Genomic DNA, 18,776 nt, shown 5'->3' with positions numbered 1-18,776 from the left:
CTTCTCCCACTATCCGCCATATATCAGGCAGCGAGATCGGTGGACCACCAGAGCAAGCTGCCTGCACCTTCCGAAATGCGGGCAAAGGCGGAATTTCTGGCCCGCGCGAATACTACCGGTTCCATCCCCAGCCCTGCAAAAGTGCAGGCGAGCATTTCGTCGATGTAGCCAAGCGGACTTTCAGGCGCGCGGATCAGGCGGCGGCGCGCCTCGACGGTCATCCCGACGATCAGATCCACTGCAACATCGAGCGAGCCAAAGCGCATCTGCCCGCTGTCCCGCGCAGCACAGAGCGCATCGCGGACCAGCGCGTCGAGCGCGCTCGCCCGAGCGAAGTAGTCGACATAGTCGACACGGCAGGTGAACCCGCCCCAGCGCGGGTCATGCCATGCGCGCAGCATTGTCATCGCAGAGCCGCCGATGGCCAATACCGCAGGATCGGATTCGGCGGCGAACAACGCACGGAAATCGGCGACCATGCCGCCCGTCAGGTTTTCGCCCAATTCATCGACCGCCTGCTCGATCGACTGGAAATACTTGTAGAACGTGCCACGCGAAACATCAGCCGCACGGATCACATCGTCGATCACCAGCGCGGCGTTGTCACGGCCCGGTTGATAGAGTGCGAGCACGGTTTCAAGCAACCGCGCCCGCATCCTGTCGCGGCGCTCGGCAGCCACGCGCAGGCGTCCGTTCTCGGCGTTCGGCGCAGGAACTGGCGTCACGCCGCGCTGGCCCATGTCGGTGCGGGGCCGATATCGGGCAGGAGGCGCAGATTCGAGGGTTGGCCGGTCAGCGCGCGGCCATAGAGTTCGGCGGACAGATGGCTGCTGAGCGCATTGTGGCGGCTGCCGACGTTGAGGTCGCGCCAGAACCGCTGGAGCGTATTGTTGAGCGCAAAGGCGCCCGGCCCTGCCACATCAAGCAGACGGTTGCCTGCGGTGCGCAGCAGGCCCATCGCAAAGCCGCAATCGGCCTGGATCTGCGCCTTGTCGAACCCGGTCAACGCGCGCTGGCTGGCGGTCACGTCCATCATGCCGGTGGCGCGGCGGATGTGCATCCATGCCGAATCGATTTCCAGCGCCGACTGGCCGATCATCGCGCTGAGTGTCTGCGAGGTCGCCTGCGTCTCGTAAGTCCAGCCGACCACGGGACGCGCGCCCGCAGCGCGCACCACGGCCTGCAGGATCGCGGTGGCCGCGCCGAGCATTGGCGGCAGCACGCCGAGCGGAAACAGCGCTTCCATCGGCCACAGATCGCGCGGCTCAAGTCCGGGGATGGTCAGCAAGACTTCGGCAGGCGGGGTTTGCGAGGTGTGCAGGATCAAGGCGTCGGACACGAACAGGTCGTCCGCCACAATGGTATTGCTGCCCGATCCCGCCATGCCCGCAACACGCCAGTCGTCAAGAACGGTGCAGGCCGGATCGCGCAAGTTGGTGAACACCATCGCCATCTCGCTGACCGCGCCCGTCGCGTCCAGAAGCTGGACGCCGTTGAGCGCCCAATCGGCGTGGCAGCAGCCCGAACCATAACCCCATTTGCCGCTCACGCGGTAGCCGCCCGGCACTGGCGTTGCCGTGGCGGTCGGGGCAGAGGCGCTGCACAGCAGTTCGTCGCCGGTTCGAAACACGATGTCGGTCACCGCCGCCGGAAAGCCCAGCACGGTGCCGGTCACGCCCGACAGCAGGCAGAACGCCCACGCGGTACCCACGCAGCCTTGCGCCAGCTGCGCAACGGTTTCGACATGGGTGAGCAGCGTTCCGCCCGGTCCTCCCGCACGGCGCGGCGCGGTGATGTGGAACAGGCCCGCATCGCGCAGCGCAGCCATCACTGGCGGCTGAATCCGGCCTTCGCGTTCGCACGCTTCGGCATGGGCGGCGAGCAGCGGGATGAGCGATGCCGCCACCGCGACGGGATCCGTGGTGCATGCCACGGCGCTGCGGGTGATGGTGTCAGTGGTCGATTGCATGGCGTTCCCTCTCCGGTATGGGGTGAGGTATACAATCAAATGACAATAATGTCATCCGAAGAGTTTAACGCCGGATCAGGGCCTTCAAGCCGGGGATGGTGCACGGCTGGCAGCGAGCAGGATGATCGCAGCGACAACTTCCGAGACAATCGATGCGGTCAACAGCGGATCATATCCATCGATCACGATAGACACGATCCGGCCTGCGACGAAGCCTGCGAAGACCACACCGACGGCCATCAGCACCGGCTGCCGCGCGCGGGCATTGGTCAGTGCATAAAGGATGAGCGCCCCCATCGCCCAGAACGAACCGGCATAGATCGAACGCGCTTCGTTCATCCCGGCAACGCCCTGAGGCGCAAGGCCGGTCATGGTCGTGACCGTGGTCGTGGCGTAGATGGCGTAAACACCGAAAGCGATCAGCGCGATGCCGATCAGGCCGGACAATCCACCCAGAAGCTTGCTCATGCGATTTCTCCGATGCGTTGGGTTGCTTGCCTGGTCGCCATGCGCACTTCGACCGCGATGCCGTTGAGCACGGCATTGCCCGAAATGGCATCGACCAGCGTGCCGGGGCTGAGCACGTTGGTGTTCGCGCCTGGGTGCGCGCGGGCCACCGCGATCTGCGTCTGCGGATCGGCATGGCCCCAGCCGTGGGGCATCGAGACGACGCCGGGGCGGATATCGTCGTCGATCTCCAGCGCCACGTCGATGGTGCCCGAGGCAGAGGTTACCGCGACCAGATCGCCGCCGTTCAGGCCGCGCGCCTGCGCATCGGCGCTGTGCATCTGCAGGGTGCAGCGGTCCCTGCCCTTCACCAGCGTATCCACATTGTGCATCCAGCTGTTCATCGAGCGCAGATGGCGACGACTGACCAGAACGAGCGCAGGACCGGTTTCGGTCATCGCCTGCCTGAGCCGGGGAATGTCTGACAGGATAAGCGCCGGGGCGATTTCGATCTTGCCCGATGCGGTTTCGAAGCCTTCGTCCGCGCGCGGGATCGCCGGGCCGATGATCACGCCGTCGGGCTGACCTTCAAAGCTGGCGAGGGTCAAGCCGCCCTCCACTGCGCCGAACCGGTCGCCGAATGGCCCTGCGCGGATGGCAAGGTCGAGAATGCGTGCGGGGCCGCGCTCCGGCAGTGCGGCAATCGCGGTCTCGGGATCGATCCCCCTGCCCGCTGCAAGTGCGCGGAAATAGCCGTCGTCCAACGCATCGACATCGGCGCGAGGCTGCCCGCCAATGATCGCGCCGACGCGGGCGACAATGCGCCAGTGCTCGGGCCGGTCCGTCAACGGGACCACCGGCGGCGAATAGTGGCCGCCACTGGTCAGGCAGAAAATCCACGACCACATATCGAAGTGCGCGCTTTCGAGGAAAGACGGACTAGGCAGGATCACATGGGCATGGCGCGTGGTTTCGTTGATGTAATTATCAAGGCTGACCATGCATTCGAGCAGCGGCAGGGCCTGCGCCAGCTTTCCGGAATCGGGCGCGCTGAGCACCGGATTGGCGGCGAAAGTCACCAGCCCCTTGATCTGTCCGGGGCCGGGTTCGCTGATCTCCTCTGCCATGCACGACGCAGGGAATTGCCCGAGGACGGCAGGCACGCCGCGCACCCGGCTCTTGCCCATAACCACCGGCATTCCCGCCGGAAGCGTCGCCAGCATATCCACCAGTGACGCAACCGGACGGCTCCACATCGAGCCGCCACGCCGATCGAGATTACCGGTCAGGATTGCCAGAACATCGACCATCCAGGATGCCAGCGTGCCGAAGCTTTGCGTGCAGGTGCCGATGCGGCCATAGATCGCGGAGCGGTCGGTGCGGATCAATTCGTCCGCAAGGCCCTCGATTACCGCAGCCTCGATCCCGCAGAACGGCGCAACGGCTTGCGGGCTGAATTCGGCGGCGACATCGCGCAAAGGTGCCAGCCCCTCGACCAAGCCATCAAGATGGCGCAGCCGCACAGCGTCGCGGGCAAACAGGACATGGGCGACGCCCAGCATGAACGCCGCGTCGGTGCCGGGCTTGAGGCCGATCCACTGGTCCGCCGCCTGCGCGGTTCTGGTGCGGACCGGATCGATCACGATCACCCGGCCGCCGCGCGCGCGCAGATCGCGCATCGCGCCCATCACGTCGCGGTGCGAGAAGATGCTGCCCTTGGACGCCGCCGGATTGCCGCCGAAAATCACGAACAGGTCGGTATTGTCGAGATCGGGAATGGGGATTTTCCATTCGTTGCCGAACATCAGCATCGCCGAAAGGTTCTTGGGGTGCTGATCGACTGTGCCAGACGAATAGACCTGCTGGATGCCAGATGTTGCCAGCATCAGTCCGGAATAGCGCGAGAGCGTGGCGTCCTTGCCCGCCATGTTGCCGCCATAGGCCGCAAAGGCGTGCGGGCCGTGGCGATCACGAACGCCTTGCGCCAGTTCCTCCAGCCGTTCCAGCGCTGCGTCCCATGAGGCGGATTTCCACTCGGAGCCATCGCGCACCATTGCCGTGCGCAGCCGGTCGGGATCATCGTGCAGCGCGCCAAGCGTGGTGCCCTTGGGGCAGATATGGCCGCGGCTCCACACATCCTGCCGGTTGGGGCGGACGGTGGCCACCTTCCCGCCTTCGACCGCCACAGTGACCCCGCACATCCCTTCGCACAAGGGGCAGGTACGCTGGTGCAAGCTGTCCTCAAGCATCGCCGAAGTCCTCATTGTGCCGTCCACCCGCCATCGATCGGCAAGTTATGACCGGTGACCATCGCCGCCTCATCCGAGCACAGCCAGATGATCCCGGCGGCCTGTTCATCGCAGCCGATGGCGCGCTTGATCGGCTGGAACACGACCTGTTCGTCGATCAGTACCTTGGCGTAGTCATCGCCGAACTTGTAATAGGCCCTCGTGGGCGTGACGCCGGGCGCGATGCAGTTCACGCGGATGCCGCGATCCGCATAGCTGACCGCCGCAAACTTTGTCAGCCGGATCACAGCGGCCTTGCCCGCGCCGTATCCTGCGCCGCCGAAGCCGTTGTGGATCATGCCCGCGAGCGAGGTCACATTGCAGATCGCGCCGCCGCCGTTTTCCACCATGTGCGCGATCTCGTGCTTCATGCACAGGAACGTGGTGCGCAGGCACATCGTGATGGTGTGGTCGAAGGCCTCGACCGGCTGGTTGTGGAAGTCAGGCCCTGCGGAATCGGGATGGGCATCGCCCACCACATTGGCTGCAAGATGCAAGGCTCCGAACTGTTCGACCGTGTAGCGCACCATCGCAGCGACTTGCGCCTCGTCGGTCGCGTCGGCGTGGATGTAGCGCGCCTGGAAACCTTCCGCGCGCAAGGCTTCGGCGCGCTCCTCGCCCAGTGCATCATTGATGTCCGCGAGGACGACCGACGCCCCTTCGCTGGCAAAGGCGCGCGCGGTGGCTGCGCCGATGCCGTCCGCGCCTGCCGTGACGAGTGCGACCTTCCCTGCAAAGCGTCCGGCCATATCCTGTCCCTCACGTTCTTGTGCCGTCCAGCAATAATGCGCTGTGCAGGCGGGCAACCGGCCAGTGGATAGGGGCAGGCGGCAATTGCGCCGGTCAGCATCGCCGCAAGATCAAGAGGAACAGCGCGATGGCCAGCGGAACTTTGAGCCTGTTTGCAGTGGGTGACCTGCAACTGATGACGCGCGAACCCCCGGCGGACCTGTTCACGGCGGTAACCCCGGTGCTGTCTGGCGCGGATGTGACTTTCGGCAATTGCGAATGGCCCTATGCCGAGGAGGCGGGCGACACCCACCCGGTCGAAGCGCACATCAACGACGATTTCGAGCTTGGCGACCTGTTCGCGCCGGGCGCGCCCGAAAGCATCGCGATGATGGGCGCGGCAGGGTTCGATGTGATGTCGGTGGCCAACAACCACACCATGCACGGCGGTTATCGCGCATTCCTGCGCACGATGGCGCTACTGAATGAAGCGGGCATCGCCCATGTCGGCGGCGGGGATAACATCGCCAGCGCGCGCGAACCTGCCATCGTCGAGCGTAATGGCCACAAGATCGGCTTCCTCGCCTGCACGTCGGGCTTCCTGCCCGGTGCCCATGCCGGGCGGCGCACGCCGGGGATCGTCCCACTGCGGCGCCATACTTATGCCGAGAACAACAGCTGGCACGATTGGGGGGTGGAACCCGACACGCGCACGCTGGTCAACCGCGATGATCTGGCCGCGATGATCGAGAGCATCACCGCCTTGAAAGCGCAGGTCGATGTGGTGGTGCTGAGCTGCCACTGGGGCATTCTGGAGCACGAATCCGCGATTGCCGACTACCAGCGCGAGGCGGCGCGCGCGTTCATCGATGCAGGCGTCGACCTGATCGTCAGCCAGGGACCGCTGCCGATCAAGGGCTTCGAAGTCTATCGCGGCAAGGCGATCCTCTATTGCATGGGCAAGTTCGCAATGATCTCGCCGTGGTCGCGCGACGAGACGCCCTCGGGTATTTCCGCGCCGCTGCTCGATGAAACAAGCCGGGGTCTTGGCGCATCGGTGACGATCGCCGATGGCGCGATCACCGGGGTGCAGATCGTGCCGGTCTATCTCGGTAGCAGCGGACGCCCCCAGATTCTGAATCCGGGCGAGCCGCACTATGACGCGATCCTTGGCGTGGTGGCCGAGCGCACCGCCGCTGCAAAGCTTAACGGCGCGATGGATGCAACCGGCCGGATCGTGCTGGGCTGAGCGATGACATACACCGCCCCCGCCATTCGCACCGAAGATGTGGCGCAGAGCCTTGGCCCCTGGCTTTCGGCACGACTGCCCGGTTCGCCTCTCGTCACCATCACCGATGCAGCGGAACCGGCGCAGGGATTTTCCAGCCGGACCATCCTGTTCACCGCACGTTGGGATGAGCAGGGCACGCTCACGGAGCGCCGCCTCGTCGCCCGCATCCAGCGCGATGTGGCGGTGCCTATGCTGGCGGACGTGTTCCACCAATACCGGGTAATGCGCGCGATTGCCGCCAATTCTTCGGTCAAAGTTCCCAATATCGACTTTGCCGAGAGCGATCCGGCGGTGCTTGGCGCGCCGTTCTTTCTGATGGACCGGATCGACGGGCGGGTCCCGCCCGACTTCCCGAGCTATCATCAGGAAGGCTGGGTGGCCGAGCTTTCCACCGCCGATCGTACACGCTGCTGGTGGAACGGCATCGAGGAAATGGCGCGGCTGCACCGGATCGACTGGCGTTGCTTTTCGTTCCTGGCCGACGGGACGCGCAGGGCGCCCGACGCGGTGTTCTATCTCGACCGGTTCGTCGGAAAGTGGTTTGACTGGGCGCGAAATGGCCAGTCTTTCCCGGTCATTGCCAGCGCGCTTGCCACACTGAAAGACCATGCACCAGCCGCTGCCCGGTCAGGACTGGTGTGGAACGATGCGCGGCTCGGCAATACGATGTACCAGGCGCAGGGCGTCGAGGTTGCCGCGCTGTTCGATTTCGAGGTGGCGACGCTGGGCCCCGCAGAGGTCGATCTGGCGCACTGGGTCTATCTGGACGAGGTGTTCAGCGAAAACTTCGGCGTGCCGCGCATCGATGGCCTGCCGCGCGGCGCCGAAGCGGTTGCGGGATTCGAGCGGATCTATGGCCGGCCCATGCCGCATTTCAGCTACTACATGGCGGTGGCCGCGTTGAAGATCCTGATCCTGTCGGTCCGCAATTACGGCAACGACAAGGACATGGGCGCGCCTGCCGCCCTGCCCGATTTTCTAGTGAGCAGGCTGGCGCACTATCTTGGCGAATTCGAAGCGGGGCGCTGATTGAACCAGCGCCCCGCCCAAGGGTCAATCCTGCTTGAGCATCCCCGCCGAAGACAGCTTCATCACATCGGCAAACGGCGCGGCGTGTGAAGTCATCCCGCCATCGACGGCTACGGTCGCTCCGGTAATGAACCGCGCGGTGTCGGAAGCGAGGAACGCGACCGGCCCGGCAATGTCCTGCGGATCGGCGACATAGGGCGTCAGGTGGTGCGCGGTGAACAGCTCGATCATTTCGGGGCTGATCGATGCGGCGAGCGGCGGGGTCATCACCATGCCCACGACCACCGAATTGGCACGAATGCCCTGTTTGCCATACTGCGTCGCAACATTGAGCGCGAGGTTGATTAGTGCCGCCTTGGACGCGCCATAGGCGGGCATCCCCAGATCGCCCTGAACGCCGCGTCCCGATGCCACCATCACGATGGAGCCGCCGCCGCGCGCGATCATGTGCGGGATCGCGGCCTTGCACAGCAGCGCAGGCGCAATCGTGTTGACGCGCAGTGTGCGCTCCCACGTGGCCGCGTCCATGTCGGCAATGTTGGCGTCTTTCGCCAAAGTGGCGGCATCGGTCACGGCGGCGTTGTTGATCAGGATATCCACCCCGCCGAATGCGGCAACGGCAGCATCGACCAGGACTTGCGCCGTGGCAGGGTCGGCCAGATCGCCGAATGCCGATTCGACTTGCCCGCCTGCATCGCGGATCGATTGCGTTGTGCCCGCTGCGCTTTCGGCCCGGCTGGCAGCGACCAGCACGCTGGCCCCCTGCCGCGCGAGTTCATGCGCAATTTCGGCACCGATGCCCGAACCGGCCCCGGTCACGATTGCCACTTTTCCGTCCAGAACGCCCATGTGCATCTCTCTTCCTGATTTTATGGCCCGAGACTTTCATCGCTTCGCGCGCAAGCGAGCCTATCGTCTTATAGGTGCCGGGCTTGGCGGACACATTCTCTGTGCGTCACAAGAATTCGGGAGAGAAACATGACCAAGCCCCTCAGCGACCGCGTCGCCATTATCACTGGTGCGGGGCAAGGCATTGGCGCCGAAGTTGCCGCCGTGCTCGCGGACCGGGGCGCGACGGTAATCCTGAACGATATCATGGCCGACCGCGTCGAAGAAACCGCCGCCGCTCTGCGCGCCCAAGGCTACCGCGCCGAGGCGTCGGTATTCGATCTGACCGACGAGGACGACATTGCCCGCGCGGTGGGCGAAATTGCTGCCCGCCATGGCCGCATCGACATCGTTCACAACAACGCCGCATTCCAGACCAACGAACAGCGCGCGCGCGATCTCGATGTGATCAACCTGCCCGCCGATGCCTGGGACAAGGCCTTTGCCGTCAACGCGCGCGGGCCGATGCTGCTGTGCAAGCATGTGCTGCCGACGATGATCGCGGGCGGCGGCGGATCGATCATCCATTCGGCCTCGGGTTTCGGCCTGCTGGGTGAAATGACGCTGACGGCCTATGGCGCGTCCAAGGCGGCGCTGATCAACCTCGGGCGCTTCATCGCCACTCAGTACGGCAAGCAGGGCGTGCGCTCGAACGTGATCGCGATCGGCTTCGTGCTCAGCGAAAACGCGATTGAATCTACCCCGCAAGTGGTCAAGGACGTGCTGCTTTCGCACCATCTCAACCCCGAACTTGGCTCTCCGCGCGATATCGCCAACGTCGTGGCGTTCCTCGCTTCGGACGACTCGCGCTTCATCAACGGCGCGCTGATTCCGGTCGATGGCGGCTTCACCGCGCATCAGGCCAGCATGGTCGATTTCCAGCGGCTGTTCGCGGAAGCGGGCAGCAACCAGCTCTAGATGATCCAAAAAAAGGCGCGGGAAGGTTTCCCCTCCCGCGCCCTGTCTTGCGGTCCCTTTGCGGGCGATCAGAACTCGAAGTGGATCGAGCCGACGACCGTGCGCGGCGAACCGAATTCGACCTGCGGGTTGTTCGATGCAGCGGCCTGTGTTGACAGGTTGCCGATATAGAACTGGTCGAACAGGTTGATGACGTTGAGCTGAAGGTAGATCCCGCCCTTGTCGTTGACCTTGCCGAGGTTGAACCGCGCGTCGAGATCGACCGTGGTGTAGGACGGCGCGATCACGTCGTTGATGTCGGTCAGGAAGCGGTCGCCCACATACTTGACCTGCGCGCCGACCGAAACCGGCTCGTAATCGAACTGGACGCGGCCACCGACCTGCCACTTCGGGGTTTCGGCCACGAACTTGCCGCTGGTGGGCGAAAGCACGGTGCCGGTCGGCGACAGTACGTCGTCGCGCAGCTTCGCATTGGTGTACGAACCGAAGGTGTAGAGCGAGATCATGTCCGACGGACGCACCGCGATGCTGGCATCGAAACCGTAGCTGCGCACGCGCCCGACGTTGCGGTCGAGGTTGAGCGTGCTGCCATCGTCCAGCAGCACCTGGCTCGAGATGATGCGGTCCTTGTAGCCGATGTACCATGCGCTTGCCTGAGCCTGGACGACGCGGCTGGAATAGCGCGCACCAAGGTCGAAGCTGTTGGTGCGCTCGGGCTTGACCAGCGTCGTCGGCTGGATCTTCACGCCGTCGAACCCATAGAGGTTATCCGTGCGCGGAGCCGAGAAGCCCTGGCTGAAGTTACCGAACACGCTGGCAGAAGGCGCGAACTTGTAGACGAAGCCTGCGCTAGGCAGGACCGCGTTGTAGGCAACCTTGCGCTCGGCATAAGGCGCGGCATACGTGGGGTACTTGACCGCTACGACCGCAGCGCTTTCGGACGTGCAATAAGCGTCGTTCGAGCTGCCGGGGATCGTCCAGCAGTTGTTGGTCAGGTTGCGGCGGAAGAACGGCGCGCGCACCCCGGCCTGAATGGTCAGCGTATCGTCGAAGTACTTGCCGATGTATTCGCCCGCCACCTGATGCAGGATCGCGTAGGACAGACGGTTGCGCTTCTGCAGCACGTTTCCGGCTGAATCCTTCACTGCAGAGGCGTCGTCGTCGATGCCGCCGAACACGCTGATCGGATCGCCACTGGCCGAAAGCAGGCTGGCTTCGCCGGTCTGGCGGTGCTTGGCGCGATCCCAGGTATAGGCGAGACGGATCGTGTTTTCGGGGCTCAGCTCATAGCGCAGAGAGAGCGTGGCGCCGAAACGGTGCGTGCGGGTGTTCGAGGGGAACAGCAGGCGGACCAGATCGCTGGTGTCGCCATCGCCATTGATATCGACTGCGCCGATGCGGGTGCCCTGGCGGTTGTAGACGCCCGACAGCGAGCGGTTCGCATCCGATTCTGCGAATACCGAAGTGCCGCCACCATTGGCGAGGGTGTACTGGTAGCTGGCATCGAGCGTTGCGATCAGCTTTTCACTGAGCATCGCGCGCGAGTTGAAGCGGATGTTGCCCGTGTTCGATGGGTTGATCGCGGTGTTGTAGTAGGCCGAGCACGAAGCCGTGTCCGACTGGCGCCCTGACCCGCCCGATGCGCTCGGCAGCGTGCAGGTGGCATCGTTGTTGAAATTGAAGATCGTGTCCTGCTGGGCATCGGTCAGGTTGCCGAGGTCGAGCGGGCTGGCTGGCGTGATCCCGGCAGCGGCAGGGATGGTTGCGGTGCCGAGCAGCGTGCGCATGTCGTTCAGGCCGACGCGGCGATAGAAGTTGTTACGGTTCTCGTTGTAGTGGCCAGCCAGGCTGACGAAATCGCCATTGTCGCCGATCGGCTGATAGACGCGGGCGTTGTACTGCGTCTTGTGGATCTGGCCGGGGCCGCGGAACTGGTCGTACTTCGTGTCGCTCGCCGAGAAGAATGCGCGCGTGCCGAACGGGGTGAAGATGCCGGTGTCGATCACGCCGAACACGCGATTGTAATCGAACGTGCCGTGCGAATAGTTGAGCGCGGCGCCGATCTCTTCCTTGGGCAGGCGCGTGCGGTAGTTCACCGTGCCGCCTGCGGCGCTGGCGGTCGGGCTGTCGACGTCGGTCGCGCCGAAGTTGATGTTTACCTGCTCGATCAGTTCCGAATCAAGCTGCTGGTTGGTGTAGAGCGAGTAGTTGCCCGAATCGTTGACCTGAACGCCGTCGAACGTGGCTGAGATGCGCGCACCGTCGAAACCGCGGATGCGCAAGTTGCCGCCAGCCGCGCCATAAGGGTCGGTGCTGGTGAAGTTGACGCCGGGGACGATGTTGATCGTGTCGAAGATTGCCTTGCCGGGGTTCTGACGCGAGACCAGTTCCTGCGTGAGCACGGCCTTGGCCTTGGGCGTTTCGGGCGACTTGAAACCGTTGACGGCAGCTTCACCGCGCGCGCCGGTGACGACGATGGCTTCTTCGACATCGACCGAACCGGTCGACTGGGCATGGGCTGCGCCTGCAAATCCGGCGCTGCCAAGGGCAATCGTCGATGCGGCGATCAGGAACTTCATCTGCATTGTATGACCCCATTCGTGCGCGCTGAGGCGCGGTTTTGTTCACGGGGCTGGCCCCGCGACCGAATTGCGGGCGGTTACGCGGGAATCACCCGTGCTCCGACCGTCGCGGGCGGCCTTAGCCGTCCGTGCGGGGCCTCAAAACCGGTTCCAGATGACACCGGAATGACGATGTTTCGATGGGGTGACGGAGCCGATTGCGGATGCGCAACAGAATTGCCGTCTGGTATCACCAGAAAGCATAAAAATTCGCCAAGGCCATGATATATGGCAATGAATGGAAATTCGTTGCCTTGCCGCAACAGCGAATAATTATTGCTGCAGTGCAAGCAATCAGAGATCAGGCGGCGGCCTGCTCATCGGGCGAAATCGTTGCGGAAAGGAACCAGCGGTCCCCGCTTTCCAGCCCGATTGCGGTCAACCGTCCCGAAGAAAAGGCCCCGGTATCGATACCGATGCGATTGGGCCGTACGACGGGGTCATCGGTGATGGTATGGCCGTGGATCACCACATGGCTGTGCGGCTCGGCATGGTCGAGGAACTCTCGCCGGATCCAGCGCAAGTCGGGCACGATCTGCTGGTGCAGCGGCACGCCCGGCCGGATCCCGGCGTGGACGAACAGGTACTCGCCAAACTCGATCTGGTTCTCCATGCCGCGCATGAATTCGACATGGCTGCGAGGAATCAGGTCAGCCACGCGCGCGTGCAGGCTCTCGAGATTCGATGCGCTGTACTCTTCGAACGTCAGGCCGTAGCTGAACAGCGTTTCCTTGCCGCCATGGCGCAGGAAGTGGCGCAGCGTTTCCTTGTCCGTCATGCTGCCAAGCAGCATTTCCTCGTGGTTGCCAGCGAGCACGCGCAGCTTTCCGCCTTCTGCCAGCTGCATGGCGCGCTCGACCACACCCCGGCTGTCCGGCCCACGATCGACCAGATCGCCCAGCAGGACCAGCCATGTATCGGCCGGCCCACGCGCAGCTGAGTCTTTGTGGATTGCGTCCAGCAGAAGGTCGAACAGGTCGAGCCGTCCGTGAATATCGCCAATGGCATAGACGCGCTGGCCCGCAGGCACGCTCGCTTCGGGCGCGTTTGGCAGGGGTTCGGCTTTGCTGAACAGGGAGCGGAATTTGGTAAGCATGGACCCTCGATAGACCTGGATATGGCGTCCGCTTGTGCCGGTTGCAACACTTGGCGTGGGTCGTTGCGCAAGGTGGTGCGCAAAAGACACAAATGGCAATCAATCAGACACACATGGGAAACAAACGACTTGTGCGTTGCAGCATGAGGCTGCATTTTCCGTCTCGCAGATCCCAAGCGGTTCCAGGATATGAGAGCGGCAGGGTCAGCGCAGGTGGGACGAGCGCGTCAAGAACAACAAAAGGATTTTGTCATGCGTACGTCCATCAAGGCCCTTCTGGCCTCGACCCTTCTTGCTGCCGGCATGGCTGCCACTCCGGCCCTGGCACAGGAAGAAGCCGCAAGCGACATCACTGTCACCGGCAATGTTGCTGCCGTGACTGACTACCGCTTCCGCGGCCTCTCGCTCTCGGGCGGCGATTTCGCCATCCAGGGTTCGATCGGCGTCAGCCACTCGAGCGGTTTCTATGTCGGTGCATGGGCTTCCAGCCTTGAAGATTCGCCCGTTTACGGCAGCACCGAACTCGACGTCTATGCTGGCTGGACCGGTGAAGTGACCCCGGGCCTGACCTTCGACGGCGGGCTGCTGTACTACGTGTACCCCAACGGCAACGTCGGCGATGCCAACGTCTATGAGCCATACGCCTCGCTTTCCGCCGCAGTCGGCCCCGCCACCGTCAAGGTTGGCGCTGCCTATGCCTGGAAGCAGGATTCGCTCGGCGGTGACGACAATCTCTATGTCTACACCGATCTGTCGGCCGGCATCCCTGAAACCCCGATCTCGGTTTCTGCACACCTCGGCTACACCGATGGCGCGCTTTCGCCCAAGCTGCTGACCGGCGTCAGCACCGACGGCGGCTTCGACTATAATGTCGGCGCTACCTACAACATCACCGACAAGCTCTCGCTCGGCGTCAGCTATGTCGGCGTTGACGGCGCTTCGATCGACAGCTTCTCGAACGATGCCGTCGTCGGCACGATCAAGCTCTCGTTCTGATCTGACTGGTTCTCCCGGTCCGACGGGACCGGTTGACGCGGGAGGCCCGCGCTGCGCAAGCAGTGCGGGCCTTTTGCTGTGCTAACCCAAATCCCGGAACTGGATCACAGACTTACCGCAAGTAGAAGTCGATCGTCGTGACCACGCGGACCTTCTTGTAGGGCGTGTCCGACACACCCCAGCCCCCGCCGCCATCGCCGTCGCGCGCGGTGATCTCGAAATAACCTTGCGTGGCGTTCTTGATGCCATTGACCGATGATCCGCTGTCACGCGCGAACTGCTCGGCGGCCGAGCGCGCATCCTTCGTGGCGGCGGCGACCATCTCGGGCTTGATCGTGTTGAGCTTGGTGAAGGTATAGGCCATGCCCGAGCCTTCCTCGAGCATCACGCCGCGCCGGACCAGATCGAACTGGCGCTTTACTGCCTTCTGCGCGCGGTCGATGTCGGTTGTGCGCAACGTCATGCGCTGGCGCACGGTGAAGCTGACCACGCCGTTGTTGTTGAAGCTCTGCACGTTGACGCCGGTCGGCTGCAGCGCCTCGGCGGGAAAGCCCAGTTCGCCGAAGAACGCTCTGATCGACTGGCTGTCGCGGTCGACACTGGCTTGCGCGGTTGCCATGTCGGGCGCGGTGGCCGAATAGGCGAGCGTCCACGTGGCAAGGTCGGCGGTCACTTCGCGCTCGGCAAGGCCGCGCACGGTCACCGCACGGTCGGCTTCCTTGGCGCGGCGGAATCCGTCACCGATGAACCACCCGCCCAGCACCAGCCCGAGCGTGAGCACGCCGACCGGGAGCAGCCCGGTTGCACTGCGCGGCATCAGACCGTGGAACCGGCCTTGGGTCTCGCCATTATTGCCGCTATCCTGCTCGCTCATCGTCTTCTCCTAGGGGCCTCGCCTTGCGGTGAACTGTGCGATTTCATCGATGAACCGATTTTGAACGAAAGCCCACGCCCGTGACCAAGTTCCTCCACACCATGATACGGGTTACCGACCCGGACGCCACCCTTGCCTTCTTCAAGCTGATCGGAGTCGAGGAAGTGCGCCGCATGACCAGCGAACAGGGCCGGTTCACGCTGATCTTCCTTGCCGCGCCGGGCGAAGAAGGCGTGGCTGAGGTCGAACTCACCTACAACTGGCCGTCCGAAGACGGCACGCCTGCCGAAACCTATGCAGGCGGGCGCAATTTCGGCCACCTCGCCTACCGCGTCGACAACATCTACGAGACATGCCAGCGCGTGATGGATGCCGGGCACATCGTCTATCGTCCTCCGCGCGATGGGCACATGGCCTTCATCAAGGCGCCCGACGGCATTTCGATCGAACTGCTCCAGAACGGACGCCTTGCCTCCGCCGAGCCGTGGGCGAGCATGGAAAACACCGGGACCTGGTAGTTCGCTTCCGCCGAACGTGCCTGACGGGCCGTGCCGGGTCACTCCCCGGCGCGGCCCGCATTCGTTTGCGCGTGGCGGATTTGCGCGCCTTGGCAAAAGGGTGGCGCGGACTTCCAAAAAGGAAGTTGACTCCATGTTGCCCTGCAGCATTATCAATCCCGGACAGGCGTCATGGAACTACGATGAAACCGCGCCTGATCATGGGGTAATGCAACACTGACAGACTTGCTCCGCTGCGGCGGACAGGGGCTGGGGGCGGTCACGCTTTCCGGCAGTGGCAACGCTTTGCCTTGCGATTTCGACCGTCAGCGCGGCGGTCAGAACCATGCTGCATTGCATCATGGCGGGCCGCGCGGACGTACCTTGGAGCGGATGCGGAAGGGCGCGGGATAAGCCCGGGTTTCTGCATAGGGGGTAGATCGAATGAACAAAAAGATGGGGCTCAAGTCGCGGGCCATGAAGACACTGGGCGTCAGCACGATCCTGTCCACGCTTGTGCTGCCGATGGCAGCCTACGCTGCAGAGCCGCAGGACGCACCGGCGCCTGCGCCTGATCAGGCCGAAGACCAGACTGCAGGGCTTGGCGAAATCGTCGTCACTGCCACGCGCACGGCCACTTCGATCCAGAAGGTGCCGATCTCGATGCAGGCTTTGAGCGCAGATGTGCTCGGCCAGCGCCAGGTCAAGGGCCTTACCGACTTTGCCGCGCTACTGCCTTCCGTGACGTTTGCAGGCATCGGACCCGGCCGCAACACGCCGTTCTTCCGTGGTATCGTTCCGGCTGGCGGCGGACGTGAATCAGTCGGCTACTATATCGACGACATTCCGATCACCGGCACCGGCCTCCCTGATATTCAGGCCTATGACCTTGAGCGCATCGAGGCGCTCTCGGGTCCGCAGGGCACACTCTACGGCGCAGGGTCGCTCGCCGGCACGATCCGCTTCATCACCCAGAAGCCCAAGATTGGCCAGTTCGAGTTCGGCTATGACGCCGAGCTCAACAAGTACGGCAAGGGCGATTTCGGCGGGCAGTACCAGAGCTTCATCAACGTGCCGGTTACCGATACGCTGGCGGTGCGCGCGATGGGCTTTTACCGCCGCGACGGTGGCTACATCGACAACACGCCCAACAAGGGCAGGTTCAATGACGGCAAGCCTTCGGTCCTGACGCTGGGCGACAACAATCCCGACACCAAATACACGCTCGACAACTCGGCGCTCGCCAAGGACGATTATAATACGATCGAAGGTTACGGTGGCCGCTTGCAGGTGCTGTGGCAGCCGTTCGATGGCTGGGACATCATGCCCCAGATCAGCGCGCAGCAGCAGGTCGCCAATGGCTACTTCGGTTTCGATCCGCGTCTGGGTGACCTGGAGGTCCACGACTACGACCTGACCTCGCAGAACGACAAATTCTATCAGGCAGCGCTCAGCATTCACGGCCACATCGGCGATTGGGACATTGTCTCGGCGACGGGCTATTACCAGCGCCAGACCAAGCTGCTGAACGATTACACCTACTACACAGTCACCTACGACGGCTTCGGAGCGGGCTATGAAAGCTACCTGCAGTTCTTCGACAAGAATGGCTGCACCGGCTCGGGCGCCTCGCTCAAGTGCAACAGCCTGATCAACCCGACCCAGTTCTTCAGCGGACTTCGCAATGAAAAGAAGTTCACCCAGGAAGTGCGCCTGACCACGCCCAAGTCCTGGCCGTTCGACGTCACGATTGGTGGCTTCATGCACCGCCAGACCAACGAATCGAACAGTGACTACGGCATCCACGGACTCGCCAACATCGTCGGCTATACTGTGGCCGGTGGCGGCGACGACAATCCGGCAGGCTTCGGCATTCCCGTCAGCCAGGGCGGAACGATGGAACTGGGGTCCCCGGCGGTAAAGCGCGATGCCTTCTATCTGGTCGAACAGACCAACCACTGGAAGGACTATGCCGTCTTCGGAGAGGGGCATTACAACATCACGCCAACCCTCAAGTTGACAGGGGGCCTGCGCTACTTCTGGTCGCGCTATGACGTGACGGGCTTTGCCGGGGTCGCGGCCTCGGCCCAGAATGCGCCGTCGATCTTCCTGCCGACCGACTCGATTGGCTGCCCGCTGCCGCTTCCGGCAGAGCGCCTTCAGTGCCGCAACATCAACCGCCTCGATCCGCTCAGCATCGGGCGCTACCGTGAAAAGGGCGAGACGCACAAGGTTGCGGTCAACTGGCAGTTCCAGCCTGACAAGATGCTTTACGCGAACTATTCCACCGGCTTCCGCCCGGGTGGCTACAACCGTCCGCTACGCATCCGCGCAACCTCGACCCAGCCAAGCGTCGTCGTGGCAGCTCCGGCATTCAAGTCCGAAACGCTGACCAACTACGAACTCGGCTTCAAGGGCACATGGAACAACATGTTCCGCTTCAACGCCTCGGTTTACATCGAAGACTGGAACAACATCCAGTACGGCGTTGTCGTGGCAGGGGCACAAGGCGCGGGCTACACCGGCAATGCCGGCAAGGCGCGGGTCTATGGCGTAGAGTATGACGCCGACGTCAAGCTTGGGGCTTTCACGCTCTCCACGACGGGTGCCTACAACGACGGCAAGCTGAAGGGCGATTTCTGCAACTTCGTTGCCGATCGTGCCGCGCTGACCATCAAGCAGCTCGACACTTGCGCCGTGGGCACACCGGTGCCGGGAACCAATGGCCAGACCGCGTCGGTTGCCGCTGCCGATGGCACGCGCTTGCCGCGCCAGCCCAAATTCAAGGGCACGACCTCGCTGCGCTATGATACCCAGTCGGGCGATGCTGACGTCTATTTCCAGGGTGCCGCGCTTTACCAGACGAGCGCGACGCAGGATCTGAACGTCGATCAGAACGCGCTTTACGGCAATACCCCCGGCTTCGTCAGCTTCGATTTCTCGGCCGGGATCAAGATGGACAACTGGACTTTCGACGTCTTTGTCCAGAACGCCTTCGACAAGCGCGGGCAACTGACCAAGAACACCTTCTGCTCGATCGATTTCTGCGCGGGATCGTCGCGCACGTTCATCATCAAGCCGCAGTTCTTCGGCATCCGCTGGGGCCAGCGCTACTAAGCGCTGTTTCGGTACA

The 18,776-nt window shown here is 63.4% G+C and carries 15 protein-coding genes; 6 read left to right on the top strand and 9 right to left on the bottom strand.

Annotated features, from left to right (window positions below):
* Positions 1-23 precede the first annotated feature (23 nt).
* From RM192_RS16990 to RM192_RS16970, 5 genes are all read right to left on the bottom strand, one after another.
* Positions 24-740 carry a TetR/AcrR family transcriptional regulator gene (locus RM192_RS16990; RefSeq protein WP_311508823.1) on the bottom strand — a complete coding sequence of 239 codons (717 nt, stop codon included), beginning with the start codon at positions 738-740 and terminating at the stop codon, positions 24-26.
* Positions 722-1,969 (bottom strand): acyl-CoA dehydrogenase family protein, encoded by a 1,248-nt coding sequence (locus tag RM192_RS16985; protein ID WP_311508822.1) that lies wholly within the window; start codon positions 1,967-1,969, stop codon positions 722-724. The genes RM192_RS16990 and RM192_RS16985 overlap by 19 nt, the downstream gene beginning before the upstream one ends.
* Before the next feature lie 84 nt (positions 1,970-2,053).
* Entirely contained in the window at positions 2,054-2,437 is a 384-nt protein-coding gene (locus RM192_RS16980) for a DUF4345 family protein (RefSeq protein ID WP_311508821.1), read from the bottom strand.
* Entirely contained in the window at positions 2,434-4,680 is a 2,247-nt protein-coding gene (locus RM192_RS16975) for a molybdopterin-dependent oxidoreductase (protein WP_311508820.1), read from the bottom strand. The genes RM192_RS16980 and RM192_RS16975 overlap by 4 nt, the downstream gene beginning before the upstream one ends.
* Positions 4,677-5,453 (bottom strand): SDR family oxidoreductase, encoded by a 777-nt coding sequence (locus tag RM192_RS16970; protein ID WP_311508819.1) that lies wholly within the window; start codon positions 5,451-5,453, stop codon positions 4,677-4,679. Before RM192_RS16970 ends, RM192_RS16975 begins: the two co-directional genes overlap by 4 nt.
* A 128-nt stretch (positions 5,454-5,581) precedes the next feature.
* Here RM192_RS16970 and RM192_RS16965 point away from each other — a divergent pair, with 128 nt between their 5' ends.
* Complete coding sequence (locus RM192_RS16965; RefSeq protein ID WP_311508818.1) at positions 5,582-6,682, top strand: CapA family protein; 1,101 nt, start codon at positions 5,582-5,584, stop codon at positions 6,680-6,682.
* Between the two features lie 3 nt (positions 6,683-6,685).
* Positions 6,686-7,753, top strand: a complete 1,068-nt coding sequence (locus RM192_RS16960; protein WP_311508817.1) for a phosphotransferase family protein — start codon at positions 6,686-6,688, stop codon at positions 7,751-7,753.
* Between the two features lie 24 nt (positions 7,754-7,777).
* Here RM192_RS16960 and RM192_RS16955 read toward each other — a convergent pair whose 3' ends face one another.
* Complete coding sequence (locus tag RM192_RS16955; protein ID WP_311508816.1) at positions 7,778-8,602, bottom strand: SDR family oxidoreductase; 825 nt, start codon at positions 8,600-8,602, stop codon at positions 7,778-7,780.
* Between the two features lie 129 nt (positions 8,603-8,731).
* Here RM192_RS16955 and RM192_RS16950 point away from each other — a divergent pair, with 129 nt between their 5' ends.
* On the top strand, positions 8,732-9,559 hold the full coding sequence (locus RM192_RS16950) for an SDR family oxidoreductase (RefSeq protein WP_311508815.1): 828 nt from the start codon (positions 8,732-8,734) through the stop codon (positions 9,557-9,559).
* Between the two features lie 68 nt (positions 9,560-9,627).
* Here the strand turns inward: RM192_RS16950 and RM192_RS16945 are convergent, their stop codons facing one another.
* Both RM192_RS16945 and RM192_RS16940 read right to left on the bottom strand, forming a co-directional pair.
* Positions 9,628-12,144: a TonB-dependent receptor domain-containing protein gene (locus RM192_RS16945; RefSeq protein WP_311508814.1), complete on the bottom strand. Its 2,517-nt coding sequence runs from the start codon at positions 12,142-12,144 to the stop codon at positions 9,628-9,630.
* Positions 12,145-12,481: 337 nt separating this feature from the next.
* Positions 12,482-13,276, bottom strand: a complete 795-nt coding sequence (locus tag RM192_RS16940) for a metallophosphoesterase (protein WP_311508813.1) — start codon at positions 13,274-13,276, stop codon at positions 12,482-12,484.
* A 252-nt stretch (positions 13,277-13,528) separates the two neighbouring features.
* On the opposite strand from RM192_RS16940, the gene RM192_RS16935 reads away from it, so the two are divergent.
* On the top strand, positions 13,529-14,272 hold the full coding sequence (locus tag RM192_RS16935; protein ID WP_311508812.1) for a TorF family putative porin: 744 nt from the start codon (positions 13,529-13,531) through the stop codon (positions 14,270-14,272).
* Positions 14,273-14,384: 112 nt separating this feature from the next.
* Here RM192_RS16935 and RM192_RS16930 read toward each other — a convergent pair whose 3' ends face one another.
* The gene (locus RM192_RS16930) at positions 14,385-15,089 is read right to left on the bottom strand and encodes an SIMPL domain-containing protein (RefSeq protein WP_311509232.1); all 705 of its coding nucleotides are present in this window, start codon (positions 15,087-15,089) and stop codon (positions 14,385-14,387) included.
* 137 nt (positions 15,090-15,226) lie between these two features.
* Here RM192_RS16930 and RM192_RS16925 point away from each other — a divergent pair, with 137 nt between their 5' ends.
* Together RM192_RS16925 and RM192_RS16920 are read left to right on the top strand one after the other, a co-directional pair.
* The gene (locus RM192_RS16925) at positions 15,227-15,664 is read left to right on the top strand and encodes a VOC family protein (protein ID WP_311508811.1); all 438 of its coding nucleotides are present in this window, start codon (positions 15,227-15,229) and stop codon (positions 15,662-15,664) included.
* Positions 15,665-16,087: 423 nt separating this feature from the next.
* Complete coding sequence (locus RM192_RS16920; protein WP_311508810.1) at positions 16,088-18,760, top strand: TonB-dependent receptor; 2,673 nt, start codon at positions 16,088-16,090, stop codon at positions 18,758-18,760.
* Positions 18,761-18,776: the final 16 nt, after the last annotated feature.

Origin of the sequence: Novosphingobium sp. MMS21-SN21R (genome assembly GCF_031846015.1) — a bacterium.
Lineage (GTDB): Bacteria > Pseudomonadota > Alphaproteobacteria > Sphingomonadales > Sphingomonadaceae > Novosphingobium.
Note: the sequence above shows the minus strand (reverse complement) of the source record. Positions and strands in the feature narration are given on the sequence as shown.